At 61.2% G+C, this 16,210-nt stretch carries 17 protein-coding genes and 1 pseudogene; 9 read left to right on the forward strand and 9 right to left on the reverse strand.

The genetic code is table 11. The features are described from left to right. Window positions 1-147: 147 nt before the first annotated feature. Window positions 148-1,350: an acyl-CoA dehydrogenase family protein gene (locus P0D80_RS03420; RefSeq protein ID WP_408281173.1), complete on the forward strand. Its 1,203-nt coding sequence runs from the start codon at window positions 148-150 to the stop codon at window positions 1,348-1,350. Between the two features lie 60 nt (window positions 1,351-1,410). Continuing rightward, the gene (locus P0D80_RS03425; protein WP_132379360.1) at window positions 1,411-2,739 is read left to right on the forward strand and encodes an Nramp family divalent metal transporter; all 1,329 of its coding nucleotides are present in this window, start codon (window positions 1,411-1,413) and stop codon (window positions 2,737-2,739) included. 159 nt (window positions 2,740-2,898) lie between these two features. Here P0D80_RS03425 and flhC read toward each other — a convergent pair whose 3' ends face one another. The 7 genes from flhC to P0D80_RS03460 all read right to left on the reverse strand — a co-directional run bounded on the left by flhC (window position 2,899) and on the right by P0D80_RS03460 (window position 7,978). Then, complete coding sequence (gene flhC, locus P0D80_RS03430; protein ID WP_007177883.1) at window positions 2,899-3,468, reverse strand: flagellar transcriptional regulator FlhC; 570 nt, start codon at window positions 3,466-3,468, stop codon at window positions 2,899-2,901. A gap of 14 nt (window positions 3,469-3,482) precedes the next feature. After that, window positions 3,483-3,803 carry a flagellar transcriptional regulator FlhD gene (gene flhD, locus P0D80_RS03435; protein ID WP_028194930.1) on the reverse strand — a complete coding sequence of 107 codons (321 nt, stop codon included), beginning with the start codon at window positions 3,801-3,803 and terminating at the stop codon, window positions 3,483-3,485. A 532-nt stretch (window positions 3,804-4,335) separates the two neighbouring features. Next, window positions 4,336-5,559 carry a YeeE/YedE family protein gene (locus P0D80_RS03440; protein WP_408281175.1) on the reverse strand — a complete coding sequence of 408 codons (1,224 nt, stop codon included), beginning with the start codon at window positions 5,557-5,559 and terminating at the stop codon, window positions 4,336-4,338. A gap of 173 nt (window positions 5,560-5,732) precedes the next feature. Further along, window positions 5,733-6,269: a GNAT family N-acetyltransferase gene (locus tag P0D80_RS03445; RefSeq protein ID WP_408281178.1), complete on the reverse strand. Its 537-nt coding sequence runs from the start codon at window positions 6,267-6,269 to the stop codon at window positions 5,733-5,735. Between the two features lie 72 nt (window positions 6,270-6,341). Next, window positions 6,342-7,208, reverse strand: a complete 867-nt coding sequence (locus P0D80_RS03450; protein ID WP_408429014.1) for a helix-turn-helix domain-containing protein — start codon at window positions 7,206-7,208, stop codon at window positions 6,342-6,344. Between the two features lie 165 nt (window positions 7,209-7,373). Beyond that, window positions 7,374-7,676: an addiction module antidote protein gene (locus P0D80_RS03455; RefSeq protein ID WP_132377695.1), complete on the reverse strand. Its 303-nt coding sequence runs from the start codon at window positions 7,674-7,676 to the stop codon at window positions 7,374-7,376. After that, on the reverse strand, window positions 7,673-7,978 hold the full coding sequence (locus P0D80_RS03460) for a type II toxin-antitoxin system RelE/ParE family toxin (RefSeq protein ID WP_408281185.1): 306 nt from the start codon (window positions 7,976-7,978) through the stop codon (window positions 7,673-7,675). Before P0D80_RS03460 ends, P0D80_RS03455 begins: the two co-directional genes overlap by 4 nt. Before the next feature lie 341 nt (window positions 7,979-8,319). Here P0D80_RS03460 and P0D80_RS03465 point away from each other — a divergent pair, with 341 nt between their 5' ends. The 6 genes from P0D80_RS03465 (at window position 8,320) to P0D80_RS03490 (ending at window position 11,224) form a co-directional block, all read left to right on the forward strand. Next, complete coding sequence (locus P0D80_RS03465) at window positions 8,320-8,688, forward strand: nuclear transport factor 2 family protein (protein ID WP_408281188.1); 369 nt, start codon at window positions 8,320-8,322, stop codon at window positions 8,686-8,688. Between the two features lie 25 nt (window positions 8,689-8,713). Next, a complete protein-coding gene (locus P0D80_RS03470; protein ID WP_408281190.1) occupies window positions 8,714-9,136 on the forward strand; it encodes a hypothetical protein in 423 nt (140 codons plus the stop codon). Between the two features lie 78 nt (window positions 9,137-9,214). Continuing rightward, the gene (locus tag P0D80_RS03475) at window positions 9,215-9,679 is read left to right on the forward strand and encodes an RbsD/FucU family protein (protein ID WP_408174925.1); all 465 of its coding nucleotides are present in this window, start codon (window positions 9,215-9,217) and stop codon (window positions 9,677-9,679) included. A 155-nt stretch (window positions 9,680-9,834) separates the two neighbouring features. Then, window positions 9,835-10,242 carry a VOC family protein gene (locus tag P0D80_RS03480; RefSeq protein WP_132377690.1) on the forward strand — a complete coding sequence of 136 codons (408 nt, stop codon included), beginning with the start codon at window positions 9,835-9,837 and terminating at the stop codon, window positions 10,240-10,242. Window positions 10,243-10,455: 213 nt separating this feature from the next. Beyond that, complete coding sequence (locus tag P0D80_RS03485; protein WP_408174924.1) at window positions 10,456-10,887, forward strand: DoxX family protein; 432 nt, start codon at window positions 10,456-10,458, stop codon at window positions 10,885-10,887. A 64-nt stretch (window positions 10,888-10,951) separates the two neighbouring features. Further along, entirely contained in the window at window positions 10,952-11,224 is a 273-nt protein-coding gene (locus P0D80_RS03490; RefSeq protein ID WP_408174922.1) for a hypothetical protein, read from the forward strand. 116 nt (window positions 11,225-11,340) lie between these two features. Here P0D80_RS03490 and P0D80_RS03495 read toward each other — a convergent pair. Further along, window positions 11,341-12,642 (reverse strand): annotated as a pseudogene (locus tag P0D80_RS03495) (MFS transporter); the annotation flags it as partial. Window positions 12,643-12,990: 348 nt separating this feature from the next. On the opposite strand from P0D80_RS03495, the gene P0D80_RS03500 reads away from it, so the two are divergent. Continuing rightward, complete coding sequence (locus tag P0D80_RS03500) at window positions 12,991-15,054, forward strand: hypothetical protein (RefSeq protein WP_408281198.1); 2,064 nt, start codon at window positions 12,991-12,993, stop codon at window positions 15,052-15,054. Between the two features lie 73 nt (window positions 15,055-15,127). Here P0D80_RS03500 and P0D80_RS03505 read toward each other — a convergent pair whose 3' ends face one another. Beyond that, window positions 15,128-16,210, reverse strand: a complete 1,083-nt coding sequence (locus P0D80_RS03505; protein WP_408281200.1) for a phage integrase central domain-containing protein — start codon at window positions 16,208-16,210, stop codon at window positions 15,128-15,130.

Raw genomic sequence — 16,210 nt, forward strand, 5'->3', positions numbered from 1 at the left:
ACCGCGCGGCCGCTATTTGCACGAAGAATAACCGCGCAAGTTTGCGGCGCTTACATCAAGGCCTATCATGCTAGCTAGGGCATTGAGCGCCGCGGTAGGCGTGCCGCTTGCCGCCGCTCGCCCAAAATCTCTTCACGTGGAAATTGCATGAACGATCCTCGTCATGCCGATGCGTTGCAAACGCCTCAGGCATTCGCTGCGCCGGAGGTGCGCGATCTCACGGGTTTGCTCGACGCATTGCACGCCAGTGCCGCGCAGCGCGATATCGATGGCGGCCATGCCGCGCAGGAGAAACAATGGATCGCCGACGCGGGGCTGCTCACGCTCGCGGTGCCGCGCGAATTCGGTGGCCTCGGCGCGCGTTGGCCTGACATCTACGAGACGATCCGCAAGATTGCGCAAGTAGACAGCGCGCTCGCGCATCTGTTGGGCTTCACCTGCTTGCAGGTGGTCAGCGTCAATGTATGGGGCAATCCAGAACAACGTGCCCGCTATCTCGGCGGCACCGTGAGAGAACGATGGTGGTGGGGCAACGCCGTCAATCCGCTCGACACGCGACTCGTTGCAAGTGCAACGGATGACGGCGGCTACCTGCTCGACGGCCAGAAAGGCTTTTGCTCCGGCACACGTGGCTCGCACATGATGACGGTTTCCGCACACGATCCGCTCACCGGCAAACCGGTCTTCGGCGTGGTGCCGACCACGCGCGAAGGTATCACCGTTCACGAGGACTGGAATCCGATCGGCCAGCGGCAAACCGACAGCGGCAGCGTGTCCTTCGTGCGGGTCAAGCTCGAACCCGATGAAGTGATGGTGCGGCCCGACACACCGCACGCGAGTTTGCGCACGCTGATCTCGCAGCAGGTGCTGACGAATCTGTTCGTGGGCATCGCGCAAGGCGCGCTCGACGAAGCGCGTGCTTACGTCACGCAACACGGCAAGGCGTGGATCTATTCCGGCGTCGACAAGGCCACCGACGATCCCTACCTGATCCAGCGTTTCGGCGAGATGCGCCTGCAGGCAGTGAGCGCCGAAGCGTTGGCCACGCGTGCGGCCTGGTTGCTCGAGGACGCCTGGCAACAAGGCTCGTCGCTTAGCGCTGAAACACGCGCGCAGGTCGCGCTCGCCACGTCGGAGGCGAAGATCGTCGCGCATCGCGCCGCGCTCGACGTCAGCGAAAAACTGTTCGATGCCTGTGGCGCCCGCGCCACGCACGCGCCGCTCGCGCTCGACCGTTTCTGGCGCAACGCCCGTGTGCATACGCTGCATGATCCGCTCGACTATCGGGTGCGCGACGTCGGCCGGTACGCGCTCACCGGCGCGTTGCCGGAAGTTTCTTTGTACACTTGAGGCGGTTCGCGGCGGCCTGTACGAGGCGCCGTGTTTGATCCCCTTCAAGAGATTCCCGGATTGCAGTTCAAATTACCGACCACCGCAACGGCGCCGTTTTGCCCATCCGAAGTGCAAGGCTCGGTGGCCGTCTCGCAAGGCGCGCCTTTCTGGAAGAAAATCCTGCAGTTCGCAGGGCCCGGCCTGCTGATCTCGATCGGCTACATGGATCCGGGCAACTGGGCCACCGACATCGAAGCCGGATCGCGCTATGGCTACAGCCTGCTGTTCGTCGTCATGCTGTCGAGTCTCGCGGCGATGGCGCTGCAATGCCTGAGCATGCGCCTTGGCATCGCGACCGGACGTGATCTCGCGGCGTTGTCGAGAGATCGTTATTCGCCGGCTGTGGCGCGCTTTCAGTGGCTGCTCGCGGAACTGTCGATCGTGGCGTGCGACCTGGCCGAAGTACTGGGCGGCGCGCTCGCCTTCCACCTGCTATTCAAATGCTCGCTGACCACCGGCGTCCTGCTGACCGCGTTCGATACGCTGATCGTGCTCGGCCTGAAGGGCAAGAACTTTCGCGACCTCGAAGCGATCATGCTCGGGCTGATCGCGACCATCGGCGTGGGATACATCATCGAGCTCGCGCTGGTGCAGCCGCATTGGCCGTCGGTCGCGCAGGGGCTGATTCCGTCGTGGCAGGCTTTGAGTTCGCGCGAACCCATGTATCTGGCAATCGGCATTCTCGGTGCGACCGTCATGCCGCATAACCTCTATCTGCATTCGTCGATTGTGCAGACACGCGCGGTGAAGCGCGACCCCGCCAGCATCCGCTCGGCGATCAGCATGTCGCGCATCGACACGATCGCCGCGCTGGTGCTCGCGCTGCTGATCAACATGGCGATCCTGATTCTTGCCGCCGCGGCGTTCCATGCCACCGGCCACAATCAGGTCACCGAAATCGAAGATGCCTACAAGCTGCTCGCGCCCATCGTCGGCACCGGTTTCGCGGCGGTGTTGTTCGCCGTGACCCTGCTCGCTTCGGGACAAAGCTCGACTTTCACCGGCACCGTGGCGGGGCAGGTCATCATGGAAGGCTTCCTGAAGCTGAAGATTCCGTGCTGGCAACGGCGCTTCATTACGCGGGCACTCGCCTTGATCCCCGCCCTGATCGGCGTGCAGATGATGGGCAATGGCGCGGTCGGCAAACTGCTGGTCGCCAGCCAGGTCGTGCTGAGCCTGCAATTGCCGTTCGCGCTTTATCCGCTGATCCGCATGACCAGCGACCGTTCGTTGATGGGCGAATTCGCCAACACGCTGCTGACGCGGTTCGTCGCGTGGACGCTGTTCGTGGTGATCAGTGCGGCGAATTTGTGGCTGGTGGTGCAGACGGTGGGATTGGCCGGCTGATCCGGCCTTTCGACGCGTGCCTTGTGCGGCCGCCGGCCGCTGGTTGCCCGCTGCCGACCGCCGCGGCGGAGAGGGGACGAAAAAAAAGTCCGCGCGGAGGCGGACTTTCTAATCAAGGCTTCGGTTCGAATCGGGCTGGACCTGCCCTCTTCGAGGTGATCACGCTGCTTGCGCGATCTGCGCTGCTTCGAGCGCTTCCTGGCGAGCCGCCGCGGCTTTCTTCGTCTTGCCGGCACGCGACGGCGGCTGGCATGCGCCACACACCACGTTGTGTTGCAGATCGTGCTTGTGCGCCACGAACTTGCCGGTGCAGCGGCAGCATTTGGTCAATTGCAGAATGTCGGCGTCGAAGAAACGCACCAGCGTCCACGCACGCGTCAAGTCCAGCACGGGTTCGGTTTCGCTGTGCTGGCAATGTTCCAGATACAGCCGATACCCTTTGGTCAGCGCATCCAGATGCGAGCAGCGCGCTTCGTTCTTCAGGAACAGGTAGGTGTTGTAGAACAACGACGCGTGGATGTTCGCCAGCCACGTCATATACCAGTCCGCCGAGAACGGCAGCATGCCCTTGGGCGGCGATACGCCCTTGACCTCACGATACAGGCGGATCATGCGATCGCGCGAGAGCGTCAATTCACTCTCGAGCACTTGCATGCGTGCGCCCAGTTCGATCAGCGCAATGGCGCGGAATACTTCCTGTGCGTCTTCCGTCAGGCTACGCTTGAGCATCGCAGTCACCTCGATTAAGCGAACTGTTCAGCCGGCTGGCCTGCAAGCAGGATCGCCGCGTGAGTCGGTGCAACGGCGGCGTGCTTCGTCGTTTGCGTCAACGCCGACAGCATCGAGTGGTCGTTGAAGCGGAAGAAGCACAAAAGCTGATCGGAAGCGGCCAGCTTGACGATCTGCGCGAGCGACAGCCCGGCAAGCAAATCAGCCAGCTCCGACGACAATCCCAGCCGGAACATGCCGACCGGTTTGTCCTCGCGCAACATACGTTGCGCGAGCATGATGTAAGACAAGTTGATCTCGCGGATTGAATCCAGCGTCTCGCTGCTACGGTCCATTTCTGTGTTTTCCGAAGCCCCGAATTACTATGTCGGCATTTTTTGCCGTTATGTCTTTTGTGCCTCGCCGGAAACGTTGTCCTCCGGCTACTGTCACCGCCTGATACAGACAGCGACCTTTTGATACATCGCGTTACATTTCGTAACAGCTTGGGACGAATTGTATGAAGGGTAAAACAAGAAATCAATCCCTTCTCAAAAAAATATCTCAAAAAGATACATCAAATTTCGGTAACTCTTTCACGGTCCTGTAATAGCCGATGCCTAGCGAATTTTCCGCCATCGAGGATTTTTGTCTGATCCATGAAAACCCTTGTATGACGGGCGTTTCGTTCATTCATATGAGCAAACGGCGCTGCCCGCAAGTCGGTCGGTAATTCCAGGTTAGCGCAGAAAGGAAATAGAAAGCGAGCTCAATATAGAGTAATAAATACCGCTGTAAAGCGCTGCTATGGGGACAAAACAGAGATGTAACAGGTTGGAGCGACCCCAGTTACAAACGGAGCCGCATTTGTAACTTCTTGCGTAACTTCTAGCAGCCGTTAGCGCGCACGCGTTCGACTTCGAGACCGAACGCCGGCCGCAGGCGTGTGCCCAGCACATTCCCGGCAAAGGCGGCGGCCAGCCACAGCCAGCCGTGCAAGCTGCCTGACACGATGCCGCTGAAGTAGGCGCCGATGTTACAACCGTAGGCCAGACGGGCTCCGTAGCCCAGCATCAGGCCGCCGACCACCGCCGCAATCAGTGAGCGCGCCGGCACTTTCCACACCGGTGCGTAACGTCCGGCCAGCGCCGCGGCCGCCATCGCGCCGAGCACGATGCCGATATCCATCACCGAGGTGACGTCGTGTGTAACAGGGGCGGCGAGGGAGCCCGCGTTGGCGTGAGCGGCCCAATACGGCCAGTTGGCCACGTCGATGCCGAGCACGGCAAAGAACTTGGCGCCCCAGAGCGCGAACGCCGACGTCACGCCCCACGGGCGCCCGGAGAGCGCTAGCGTCGCGAAGTTGAGCAGAACCAGCGCGATCGCGCCGACGAACAGCGGCCACGGACCGTGCAGCCACGGCGACGTATGCGGCTGGCGCGGCGGCTCATTGATCAGTTGGCCATGACGGCGCCGTTCGATCAGAACGGTAAGTGCCGCGATGGCCGCGAACATGACCAGGTTCAGTACGATGGCCCAGCCCGCGCCGAGCGCGGTCACCAATGAGAGCGGCTTGAGCGACGGCAAGGCGGTCCAGAACGGCATGTGCGCGGTCGCGACGACCGAGCCGATAACGAATGCCGCCAGCGTAACGATCATGCGGGTGCTACCGCCACCCACGGTGTACAACGTACCGGACGCGCAGCCACCGCCCAATTGCATGCCGATACCGAACATGAACGCCCCGACCAGCACGGACGTGCCCGCCGGCGCGACGAGCCCGACGACCGGATGGCCGAACAGCGTGCCGGCCTGTAGCGCGGGGAAAAACAGCAATACTCCGAGCGCGAGCATCAGCATCTGGGCGCGCAGGCCGGCGCCGCGGCCGTCGGCGATAAAAACCCGCCACGCCGACGTGAAGCCGAACGCCGCGTGGTAAAGCGACATGCCGAGCAGGGCGCCGACAAGATAGAGCGCCGCCTGGCGGCCGCTGACCGTCTGCGCCAGATAAATGGCGCCGAGCGCGATCAGAACGAGGGCGGCGCCGAGCGGTTTCGGATTGATATCGAAACGGCGTGGCACACGCGGAAGCGAAGTGGAGAGGTCGGACATGTGTGAGTTGACTGACAAGCGACGGGTCGAAGGCAGCCCGATGACGGCTGGATAGCCACTGTCGGGGCGGGTATGGCGAAAAGGTAGTCAAAAAAGATAGCACGGATCGCGTGCTGCGGCAGGGCGGTTGAATGAGAGTGACGAGGGGCGATACCCGCCGCGCCCAGTATCGACTAGATAAACAGCGCCATCAGATCCGCATCATGAAACACACCGCCCACATTCAGCGCGCCGACCTCGCAGCCATATCTGCGAAAGCCAAACGACTCGTACAGTTTTCTCGCAGCTTCGTTGCGGCTGCCGACCAGCAACTGGATTTGCCGTAGACCTTCGACGCGCGAGGCCCGCGCCAGCAACTCGTTGAGCAACGCGCGCCCAACGCCGCGGCCCGCGGCTTCCGGGGCGACATACATGCCGATCACCGCGGCCTTGTGCCGCTGTTTCTCGCTAGGGTTGCGGATCAGGCCGACCACGCCGATCAATGGTGTTCCAGCCGATGCGTAAGCGCCGAGCAAAAAATCGCCTTCGGCCGCACGCGAGCCCTTCAGCATTGCCTCGTGTTGTGACGCACCTTTGGCGAGCGCTTCCTCGTAACTCTGGCCGAACGAATCCGGATGCGCCATCAACCCACGCAGGCGAAGCTGGAAGTAGTCGTCGCGGTCATTCGGACCGAGTTGGCGTACGAGTACGGCGTTGTCGTTCAAGTGCATCTCTCCGCGTAAATCAGCGAGTGAAAGGACAAAGGTTCGATGCAGGAGTGTGCCTCGTCTTCTACCGTCAGGCTACGGTTGGCGTGCTGCCTCGGCGCGTTGGCTTTCGCCGAATTCGCGCAATGCCGCCGCGGTTTGCTGATCGGCCGGAAAGAATGCCTCAATGGCGAGTTCCGAGAGTGTCACGTCGACCGGTGTGCCGAACACCGTGGTCGTGCTGAAAAACGACAGCACGCCGATCGGCGTGCGCAGCCGCAGCGGCACCGCGATCTGATTGACGGCGGGGTTGTCGTGCTCGGCCGCTTCCGCGTCCGGCGGCGCAGGATAGGTGGCCAGCTCCTCGCGCAGCGCGCTCAGCGTGTCGTCGCCGCTCACGTCGATTTGCCGCTGCAGCCGAGCCAGTATGTGCTCGCGCCAGGCATGCCAATTGACGATCGACGCCGCGATGCCCTCCGGATGCAAGCTCAGGCGCAGCGCATTGACCGGCGGCTTCAGCAGTTCCGGACTGGCGCCGGTCAGCAGCGGCGCAAGCGCGTTGTTCGCGGCAATGATGGTCCAGTGCCGGTCGATGGCGAGCGCCGGGTAGGGCTCGTGTCCCTTCAGCACCAGGTCGACGGCCTCGCGCGCGGCGGCCAATTGCGGATCCGATAGTGGACGCTCCCGGAACAGCGGCGCGTAACCGGCCGCGACCAGCAGCGCGTTGCGTGCTCGCAGCGGCACGTCGAGCCGTTCGGCAAGATGCATGACCATTTCCCGGCTCGGTACCGCGCGGCCCGATTCGACGAAGCTCAAATGCCGGGTCGAAATATCGGCTTCAGCCGCAAGCAGCAACTGGCTCATTCTTCGCCGCTGACGCCATTCACGCAGCAGGTCGCCGACTGTGCGGCTGGCCGCCGGCGCATGCGACGGGACGGTTTGCGCAAGAGAGAGTGTGTTCATGCCACCGATGATAGCCAAACCGCGCCAGCGATCCATTACCTGGGAGGTAATGGAATACCCCGGAATACACCCAGCCACGCCTACGAAACCCCGGAAACGCGTCTGATAGCAAAGTCAATCCAACGTACTGGTGAACTGCGGCACCAGCAGAACGGCAAACGCGATTCAGGCCGCCGCCGCACCTTCCGGCACCGCGTTGAGTTTGACGCCGAGCGCGCGCAGCAATTTGAACACCGTGTCCATGCGCGGTTTCGAACCGGGCGCGAGCGTTTTGTAGAGGCTTTCGCGCCCGAGTCCGGCGTCTGCCGCAACTCTGGCGATACCGCGCGCTTTGGCGATGTCGGCGATAGCGGCGAGCAGGACGTCGGCGTCGCCGTCTTCAAGCGCTGCGTTGAGATACTCAGCAATCGCTTCCTCGCTATCGAGGTAGTCCGACGCGTCGAACCGCGCGGTTTTGATCTTGCTCATGACAGTTCCTCTCTGATTGCTACCCACATTGTTTTGGCATGCTTGATATCGGCCGGCTGGGTGGACTTGTCATCACTGCAGAGCAGCAGATACACCATGCGCCCTTCACGCGCGAAGTAGACCCGATACCCCGGTCCGCAGTCGATGCACATCTCGGATACACCGTCTTCCAGCAATTTCACGTCGCCGAAATGCCGGCGTTCCGCACGCCGGATCCGCACGAGTATCTTTGCCCTCGCTCGTACATCCGCGAGCCGCGCAAGCCAGGCGTCGAATTCCTCGGTGCGGTTGACCGTGTACACAGGTGGTCAACCGATCTGTTGAAAATTGTATCCTTGTGGATACGGTCTTGCAAGTGTGCAAACCATATTGAAAAAGCGCCCCCGTATCCGTGTCGGTCGAGTACGTCGTATGCCGCGCGCCGCGCCGCGCGGCCCCATTCGCCACACGAGGTTAGCGGCTGCCGCCGCGGCTGACGACTCGGCCGGATGGCCAATTCGACGGACAACGAAACGCGCGCGAATGCTTACCTCCCACGTAATCGACGCACCGCGCCCAAGCCGTCAATCTTCACTCCGAGCCCGCCGCATACAACCTGTCTGCCGAGCGTAGTGCTCAGTCATGCCAACGAAGGAGTCTGAAGATGAACGCGCATACCGATCTGATCGACCGTTATTTCGACGCCTGGAACGAAACCGACGGCGCGCGCCGTCGCGAGTTGATCGCCGCGACATGGAGCGCCGACGCCGACTATCGCGACCCGCTGCTGGCAGGCGCGGGCCACGACGGCATCGACGCGATGATCCGCGCGGTGCACGAGCGCTTCCCGCATCACACGTTTCGCCGTACGGGCCAGGTCGACGGCTTTGCCGACCGGCTGCGTTTCGCATGGGAACTGACCACGCCCGCGGGCGACGCGATCGTGAAGGGGTCCGACTTCGGCGTGGTCGATCCGCATGGACGCTTGCGGGCCGTCACCGGCTTCCTCGACCACGTGCCGGACGGCGCCTGAGCACCGCTTTTTTACGGAGACAATCATGCACGAGCCCGTTGCCACGGCGCCCCAAACGGCCATCGCGTTGGCGCGCCTGTCGGGCGCCGTCGACACGCTGTCCAGCGCAATCGCCGGTTTCGCGCTGCTCGCCGGTGCGCGTGCCTTCATGTTCATCGCGCTGCTGGGCTGGCGCGAGCCGGTGTTGGGCGGCGCGGGTCTCGTGCTGCTGGCGGTGGTCGGCTGGCTGCGCTGGCAGTGCGGCGCAGCCGAGTCTCTGCCGGCGATGCGAAACGTCCGGCCGACGACTCGCTCCGGCAACGCAACGTGCAGCCGCCACGCGCCACCCTCGACGAATGGCCGCGACGTTGCTTGCTACAATCGTCCGCTGGAATGCGATTCGACGCGCGGACACGCTTTGGTCGAGCCGGGCAGCTGCTGCTTCGGCCCGACACGAACGCGGGCGTGAACTGCTCGCTTCGCGCGACCCGATAACCAACGTCCAAACCTCGGCGGCCAACCGCCAATCGGACCACAAGGAGACACCGTGCTGAAGAATCTGGACCCGCTGCTGAACGCCGACATACTGCATGCATTGCGCGCGATGGGCCATGGCGACGAACTCGTCATCTGCGACGCCAATTTTCCCGGCGACTCGGTTGCGCGTGAGAGTGTCCTGGGCAAAGTGCTGCGCCTCGACGGCGTGAGTGCGCCGCGCGCGATTCGTGCGGTGCTGTCGGTGATGCCGCTGGATACGTTCATCGAGCATCCCGCGTCACGCATGGAAGTGGTGGGCGAGCCGCACACGATTCCGGCCGTGCAGCGCGAGGCACAGGTCGAGATCAACGCAGCGGAAGGGCGCGATGTGCCGTTCGCGTCGATCGAGCGGTTTGCGTTTTATGAGCGGGCGCGCAAAGCGTATTGCGTGATCGCGACCGGTGAAGAGCGCGGCTATGGTTGCTTCGTCTTCACGAAGGGCGTTCTGCTCGCGCCGGACGCGCCTCAGTCGTAACTTTCGTCAGCGCCATCGCGGCGCAATGCCGTGCGCGCAACGTGCCGGCCCCCGCACGCGAATCTCGCGCACGTGCTAACTTTTCGTCTGACTGCCGTCGGCTGATCAGCCTGATCCGCCACGGCGCATCGCCTGACATCACGGTGACGAAAACTATGAGCTTCTCGATAGACAGTCTCGATCATCTCGTTCTGAACGTCGCCGACGTGGAAGTCAGCGCGGCGTGGTACGCACGTATGCTCGGCATGCGGCGAGCCGAGTTCGAGTCGCGCACGGGCACGCGGGTGGCGATGTTTTACGGCAATCAGAAGATCAATCTGCGTCCCGCGACCGCCGATACCGTCGCGTGGTTCACTGGCCGCGAGCCGGTGCCCGGCAGCGCCGATCTGTGTTTCGTCACGACCACGAGCCCGGCCGAGGTCAAGGCGCATTGGCTCGCCCAAGGCGTCGAAATCGAGGCCGGACCGGTGGAGCGCGACGGCGCGCGCGGCAAGATGACCTCAGTGTATTGCCGCGATCCGGACGGCAATCTGATCGAAGTCGCAACGTATCCTCAAGCATAAACACGGCGGCGATTCCGCCGTCGGCATGCACCGCGGACGCTAACGAGCGGATCGCTCGGACACCTTTTCCCTTCCCGACATGCGGCGCGTCCCGCGCCGCTCATTCTGGTCCGAGCTAGGAAAAGGCGGCCAAACCGCCTATTGTCAGGTGCAAAGTCGGGAACTGCGGGCTGCCGGCGGGGTCTGCTGCTTATTCATTTACAGGAGCCCCTCATGTCGCGTCCCGTCGATTCCGGCGTTATCCTCATCGCTCGTATTGCCCTTGCCGTGCTGTTCCTGTGGGGCGGTGTGATGAAGCTGCTGGGCTATGCGGGGTTTGTCGGCTACCTGCATTCGAAGGGCGTGCCGTTCGTGCAGGTCGCCGCGCCGATTGCTACGGCGGTCGAGGCGCTCGGCGGTCTGCTGCTGATCGTCGGCTTCAAGGTGCGCCCGCTCGCGCTGATCCTGGCGGTGTACGCGGTGGCGACGGCGGTGCTGGGCCACGATTTCTGGAATGTCACCGACGCCGCCTTGCAACGCGACATGGTCATCCATTTCTGGAAGAACATCGGCATTGCCGGCGGTTTCCTACTGTTGTTCGTGACGGGCGCGGGGCGTCTCAGCATCGACGGTGCGCGAGCGCCGCGTGGCGGACTCGGGCTTTGACACGGCAGTTGAGGTAGTCTGTGCGGGTCGCTTTCGATTCTGGCTGTAACCAAGGGAGCAAATAATGATTCAAAGTTTTGAGCAAACCATTGGCGGCAACGTCATGCAGTTGTGCGCGAGTCTAGGTGAAGGGCCCACGCCGCATCGGGTGATCATCAGCCTGGCTGATTCGGCGAAGACACTGGTGGTTCTGGATGCGTCCGGGTTCATCAGCACGATCAAGGCCGAGATCGAGGAGCCGGAAAAACTGATCGCCGACGCCATCGCCAAAGCGCGAGACGAAGGGCTGATCGAGCGCGCAATCGACACCGGCACGATCCAGGAAGCGTCGCTATAAGCCACGCAGTACAGGGTTGTAGCGCGCTACAGCCGGACTGCAGGTAATCACCCCCGCCATGCGCAAGCATCGCGGGGGTCGATTTTTTGTGCGCGCGATATCGGGAGGCGCCGCACTCAGCGCGATTCGCTGGCCCGTTCGCGACATGCAGGGCGACGCGCGGAGTCCGACGACTGCGGTTGCGGATGCACGAAGCAGCTCAGCACGCCGCCGATCACGAGCAAGCCGACCGAGACGGCAGTCGATGCCCGCATGCCCGAGACGATCTGCGTGGCGGCCGCGCCGCTCGCCAACGCGCCGAAGGCCGCCACGCCGACCGCGCCCCCTGCCTGCCGGGCGGTATTCAACACGGCGGACGCCGTACCGGCACGTGCCGCATCCGTCGAGGCGAGCACGGCCGTGGTCATCGCCGGGACCGCGAGGCCCATGCCGGACGGAATCAGCAGGAACGGCAGCAGCAGACCGATGAGCGGCGTGCCGGCGTCGACGAAATGCAGCAGGCCATAGCCGAGCCCGGCCGTGATCGCGCCCGCGATCATCGGCATGCGCACGCCGAAGCGGCCGACCACCCAGCCGCTCGCCACGTTCGACAGCAGAAAGCCGCCCGTCAGCGGCAGGAAGGCAAGGCCCGCCTGCAACGGCGTATAGCCGCGCACGCGTTGCAAATACAGGCTCAGCACGAACACCATGCCGTAGTAGGTGAGATTCACGCAAATGCCGAACAGCACCGCGACGCTGAACGTGCGCTTGCTGAAGAGCGAGAGCGGCAGCATCGGCGCCGCGACGCGCGATTCCACCACGATAAAGGCGCCCGCTGCGATGAGCGCCAGCACGAAGCCGCCGGCCACGAACGGGTGATCGAGCCCTAGCGGCCGCCATTCGATCACAGCGGCGACGAACGCGGTCAGCGCGACGATGGCCAGACACTGGCCGCTCAGATCGATGCCACGCGGCTGCGTGTCGGAAAGAGCGGCTGTCGCCGCTTGCGGGCCTTGACGCGTCGTGGCCTCGGGCCGTGGCACCCATACCAAGCTCGCCAGAAAGCCGGCGGCGCAAATGGGCAGATTGACGAGAAAGATGCTGCGCCAGCCGAACGCCGCGATCAGCAGGCCGCCGGCCACCGGACCCGCCGCGATCGCAATCGCGCCCGCCGCGGTCCACAGTCCGACTGCGCGAGCCCGCAGTTTGGGATCGTGTCCGTACGACTGATTGAGCAGCGCCAGCGAGTTCGGCAGCATGGCGGCGGCGCCGATGCCTTGCACTGCGCGCGCGGCGACCAGCATGGTCGCGTCGAGCGCGAGGCCGCAGGCGAGCGACGCAAGCGCGAACAGCACGATGCCGGCCGCGTACAGGCGTCGCGCGCCGAAGCGGTCGCCGAGCGCGCCGGCGGACAGCATCAGCACGGCGAACGCGAGCGTGTCACTTCGACATTTCCCGTCGCCTGCAAAACCTTGCCTGACAAGGCCTGTTCAAAATTTGTTCAAAATTTGTTCAAAACCCCCAGTGCCGATTCGCCGCGCTTGGCGGTTGTCTGGCGATGCTGCGGGGGCCCGCTCTGTGAATCTGATTGGCGTGTGTCGCCATTCGTTGAGGGTTTATAGGTGCCTGCCATGGTCGCCAAGAAATCCTGCGTAGTCACAACTCAACTAGACAGTCACCCTCAAGTTTCTGTCGAATTGGCCGTCATACCGATAGCCCGGCGAGGTAATGACCGAAATCAAACAGACTGCTTCAGAGCAGAGTTTCGAAGCTGATACGAATTCAAGATGACCCAAAATAGCCCAAAGAAAGTGGATATTCCTGCTCCTGAAGATGCGTCATTTGTCGATCTCGTTCAGCGCGGGGCAGTCGGCGCCCCGGTTCACAAAAGTTACTCTCCGGACGATTGGAAGGCCTTTCATCAATCTCATCGAAGAGATTCCGATTGCGACAGGCTGTTTTTCGCCGGCATCAATATTTTTCATATTCTTTCTCAACTTCGGAATCTATACGACGAAATTCCTTGGCCAAAAGACCTGAGTCTTCACATTAGATCACTTGTTGCGCTCGGTAACAGGGAGGCCCGCGTGTTAGGAGCGATGACTCGGGAGAGTCTTGCGATTGGGACCAAGGATGGTGGACTTAACGAACTCGCGCAGTTTAGGGTGACCGTGAGCGGTGGATCTCAGCACAGTATCGAAGAAGTCAGCCAAATGGTGGTTGACTCACTTAGCAAGGCGGTAAGTGAGCGGCTTCAAGAGCCGATGTCGACAAAAGGGCGTCTTGATTTTGACGCCTTAGGTATCTGCGGATTGGAGATCAATATTTGTGGGACTTATCGACTAGTTGAATCGCTTTGGCAGGACTGTTTATGGAATGGTTATGGACTAGTGCACGGTTCGAACGGTGAAACTGTTGCTGCGCCTATCGGCGAGCAGAGCGCATCAGACGTGGCATGGCGGGTTATTTCCGAGTATCGACGAGAGATGTTGCAGTTGTCACGCGCAACGTTTCTCTATCAGGAATTCGACAAACTTGACGACAATGAAAAGATTGCTCGTATTCCATATTGCCTTGTGGTCCACTCGGATCTAAGTGATCCGACGACCGGCTTTTGCTTCGCTCATGCCGATGATAAAAGGGCACTGAATACGGCTAAACAGGCGTTTTTCGCTCTTAGTGGACTGCGACCCGAATACTATGAAGATCTCTTGGATCAACCGCAGGCTAAGCTGGGAAGAGGCACCTTGCGGGAGTTAGCAGTTGCGTGGCTCGCGGTAAGGAGCATTTCGGTCGCGGAGTCAATGTGCTCACTCGAGACAATCGTTGAGTCGGTAAGTGATCTCTCGGACTTTGCAAAGACATACAGTCAAGCGGAGTTGATTGATGCTCTTGGCATCGCCCTATCGACAAATGCAGCGAAGGCTGAAATTTTCGTCGACTTTCTGACGTTCCGTGGGAGGCCTAAGCAGACGCTTTGGACGCATCCTCTAGTCAAGCTGCCGAGCGGGCAGTTTTGCATCCTTGCACTTGCCACTGAGCATGCGAGTTCAACGTATGTTCTTGAGCGTTGGATGGCCTATCTCGGTATGAATGTGTCAAAGAAAGGCAACCCGTTTGAGAATCAAGTCAGGAAGCGTCTAGCCACGACGCGCCGTTCTGATGTGCTGAAAGATCAACTCTGGGTGCTACCGTCCCAATTTAAATTCAACCCTGGAGTGTCGGGTAGCCGAACAGAAGAAATAGACTTGGTCATGGTGCTGGGTACCACTGTCCTTCTTGGCGAGGTGAAGTGTTCGATCACTCCAACGGAGTCAGTGGATTTCTTTAACAACAGGCAGATTATCAATGGCGCAGCGGAGCAAATCAGCCGAAAGGCAGCTGCTGTGAGGTTGAACCCAAAGGCTTTTGTTAAGGCGCTGGGAAAGAGAGGTCGGTGTATCTCGGAGAATTTTAAAATTGTGACGTTGGTGCTTGTAAATAATCCGATTTTTGTCGGGCGAGATATAAATGGAATCCCGGTCACAGATTTGCTCGTGCTTGAAAGGTATATCGAAGGCTTTTTGATCGAGCGGGCAAGGATGGGCGAAGATGGCACCCTCACGTCTGAACACTCACTGAGTTTCTACAGTGACTTGAAAGAAGCGGAGGAAACTGTTACCCGTTATCTTCTCAACCCGCCACAACTCCGGCACCTTGTATCCGGAATCAAACCACGGCTCGCGACTATTCCTGTCGACAGATTCATTGACGGTCCCGAACTGTCGTATGAGACGTTCGAAACTTTGATCGACACGGCAGCAGTGCTAGCACTGCAGGATAAGGAAGCCGAGGCTGGCACTGTATTCTGAGGCGGTTAAGTGCTACACCTCCACAAGCATCGTTGAGTACAAGCACGACATCGTGTCCGGTTCTTTTTTTGACTTACGAGTTGATTTTTACTTTTAACGGTTCAAGGCCGCGTGAGTTAGCGTAGAGATCGGCAATCGCATCTGTCATGTGACCGAGCAGGGCCTTTGTGTCGACGCCACCTTGTTCCATGTAAAGCCGCTTCGTAAGGCTTCGCATTTCGTGGAAGGTCGGCGCGTCGTCGCCAGTGATCCCGGCCAGATCGCGCGCTTCCTTGAACTTCGCGGTGATCGTCTTGAGCTTGATCGCTGAGCCCTTCGGCGCATTGACGTTAGGCCGGATGTGGTGGACTAGGTACTTGCTGACGATGCCCGTCGATCGGCATTTTGCAATCACTTCGGCGAGCGACATGCCGAGCTTCTCCATGCGCAGCTCAAGCGGGATCGCAATGCGCACGCCGGTTTTGCCGCGCGTCAGTACCGCGTGGCCGTCCTGTTGGAACCCGCGCTCCCAGCGCGCGACAGTCGAACGGTCCTGCCCGGAAACTAGCGCCAGCAGCATGGCATTCTGCAGCCACAATGCGACTTCGGGCGCTCTATCGTAAATGCGCTGGAATTCGTCGAAGGTCAGTCGACGCCGCTTGACTGTCACGGTTGCTCGCTCTGTATCGGTAGCCGGGTTCTCTTTCATCCAGCCAAGCGCTTTGCCGCGGCGGCACAGCACCTTCATGCGGCTGCGCACGTGCACTGCCCATTGCATCTTGCCGCGCGCCTCGATTTTTTCGAGCATTTCCGCGATGTGCTTCGTCGTGAGCTCGGCGCATTTGATGGTGCCGATTTCTTCGCGGATCGCGTTGTCCACGTATTTTCTGTGGCGGATCGTCTCCGCTTTGGCTTTGCCCACAGGCATCTTGAGCAGCAGGTCAGCAACGGTTTCCTTCGGCGCGTCGAGACGTTCAGCCAGCGTCTTCGTTGCCGCAGCGCCCGCGGCTTTGACGTTTGCCTCGTTCGCCTCGAAAATCGCGAGCGCGAGATCGATGCGGCCGAGCACATAGGTCTTGCCGTCGCGCGGGTCTCGCCACGTGTAATAGCCGGGTCGTGGCTCGTGCATGTTGGCTGGCCAATTTGCACGGCGCCGGATGCGTGGTCTTGCTGCCAT

This window comes from Paraburkholderia sp. RL17-373-BIF-A (assembly GCF_046030175.1).
In the GTDB taxonomy this organism is placed as follows: Bacteria; Pseudomonadota; Gammaproteobacteria; order Burkholderiales; family Burkholderiaceae; genus Paraburkholderia.

Bases quoted from the DNA above. Each gene is read 5' to 3' on its own strand.
- P0D80_RS03420 (WP_408281173.1), top strand. From the start codon at position 148: ATGAACGATCCTCGTCATGCCGATGCGTTGCAAACGCCTCAGGCATTC.
- flhC (WP_007177883.1), bottom strand. From the start codon at position 3,468: ATGCTCAAGCGTAGCCTGACGGAAGACGCACAGGAAGTATTCCGCGCC.
- flhD (WP_028194930.1), bottom strand. From the start codon at position 3,803: ATGGACCGTAGCAGCGAGACGCTGGATTCAATCCGCGAGATCAACTTG.
- P0D80_RS03440 (WP_408281175.1), bottom strand. From the start codon at position 5,559: ATGTCCGACCTCTCCACTTCGCTTCCGCGTGTGCCACGCCGTTTCGAT.
- P0D80_RS03445 (WP_408281178.1), bottom strand. From the start codon at position 6,269: ATGCACTTGAACGACAACGCCGTACTCGTACGCCAACTCGGTCCGAAT.
- P0D80_RS03450 (WP_408429014.1), bottom strand. From the start codon at position 7,208: ATGAACACACTCTCTCTTGCGCAAACCGTCCCGTCGCATGCGCCGGCG.
- P0D80_RS03455 (WP_132377695.1), bottom strand. From the start codon at position 7,676: ATGAGCAAGATCAAAACCGCGCGGTTCGACGCGTCGGACTACCTCGAT.
- P0D80_RS03465 (WP_408281188.1), top strand. From the start codon at position 8,320: ATGAACGCGCATACCGATCTGATCGACCGTTATTTCGACGCCTGGAAC.
- P0D80_RS03470 (WP_408281190.1), top strand. From the start codon at position 8,714: ATGCACGAGCCCGTTGCCACGGCGCCCCAAACGGCCATCGCGTTGGCG.
- P0D80_RS03480 (WP_132377690.1), top strand. From the start codon at position 9,835: ATGAGCTTCTCGATAGACAGTCTCGATCATCTCGTTCTGAACGTCGCC.
- P0D80_RS03485 (WP_408174924.1), top strand. From the start codon at position 10,456: ATGTCGCGTCCCGTCGATTCCGGCGTTATCCTCATCGCTCGTATTGCC.
- P0D80_RS03490 (WP_408174922.1), top strand. From the start codon at position 10,952: ATGATTCAAAGTTTTGAGCAAACCATTGGCGGCAACGTCATGCAGTTG.
- P0D80_RS03500 (WP_408281198.1), top strand. From the start codon at position 12,991: ATGACCCAAAATAGCCCAAAGAAAGTGGATATTCCTGCTCCTGAAGAT.
- P0D80_RS03505 (WP_408281200.1), bottom strand. From the start codon at position 16,210: ATGGCAGCAAGACCACGCATCCGGCGCCGTGCAAATTGGCCAGCCAAC.